1 protein-coding gene is annotated in these 967 nt (G+C 69.2%); it reads left to right on the forward strand.

The annotated features are described in order from the left end of the window. Positions 1-967 (forward strand): flavodoxin-dependent (E)-4-hydroxy-3-methylbut-2-enyl-diphosphate synthase (gene ispG, locus E2E34_RS34645; RefSeq protein ID WP_138905761.1); only part of this gene is annotated, 967 nt, incomplete at both ends.

Below are 967 nucleotides of genomic sequence, written 5' to 3' on the forward strand. Positions count from 1 at the left end.
ACGAGGACGTCCGACGTCGGCGCGACGCTCCAGCAGATCGCGGAGCTGACGGCCTCGGGCTGCCAGATCGTACGGGTGGCCTGTCCCACCCAGGACGACGCGGACGCGCTGGCGACGATCGCGCGCAAGTCGCAGATCCCGGTGATCGCGGACATCCACTTCCAGCCGAAGTACGTGTTCGCGGCGATCGACGCCGGCTGCGCGGCGGTGCGGGTCAACCCGGGCAACATCAAGCAGTTCGACGACAAGGTGAAGGAGATCGCCAAGGCGGCCTCCGCCACCGGCACCCCGATCCGGATCGGCGTCAACGCCGGATCGCTCGACGCGCGCCTGCTGAAGAAGTACGGCAAGGCCACGCCGGAGGCGCTCGTCGAGTCCGCGCTGTGGGAGGCGTCGCTCTTCGAGGAGCACGGCTTCGGTGACATCAAGATCTCGGTCAAGCACAACGACCCGGTCGTGATGGTCAACGCCTACCGGCAGCTCGCCGCCCGGTCCGACTACCCGCTGCACCTCGGCGTCACGGAGGCGGGCCCGGCGTTCCAGGGCACGATCAAGTCCGCGGTGGCGTTCGGCGCGCTGCTGAGCGAGGGCATCGGCGACACGATCCGGGTCTCGCTGTCCGCGCCGCCCGTCGAGGAGGTCAAGGTCGGCCTGCAGATCCTGGAGGCGCTCAACCTCAAGCAGCGCCGTCTGGAGATCGTCTCCTGCCCGTCCTGCGGCCGCGCCCAGGTCGACGTCTACAAGCTCGCCGACCAGGTGGCGGCCGGTCTCGACGGCCTGGAGGTGCCGCTGCGCGTCGCCGTCATGGGCTGCGTCGTCAACGGCCCCGGTGAGGCCCGCGAGGCGGACCTCGGGGTCGCGTCCGGCAACGGCAAGGGGCAGATCTTCGTCAAGGGCGAGGTCATCAAGACCGTTCCCGAGTCGAAGATCGTCGAGACGCTCATCGAAGAGGCCATGAAGATCGCCG

The organism is Streptomyces albidochromogenes (assembly GCF_005981925.1).
GTDB lineage: Bacteria > Actinomycetota > Actinomycetes > Streptomycetales > Streptomycetaceae > Streptomyces > Streptomyces albidochromogenes.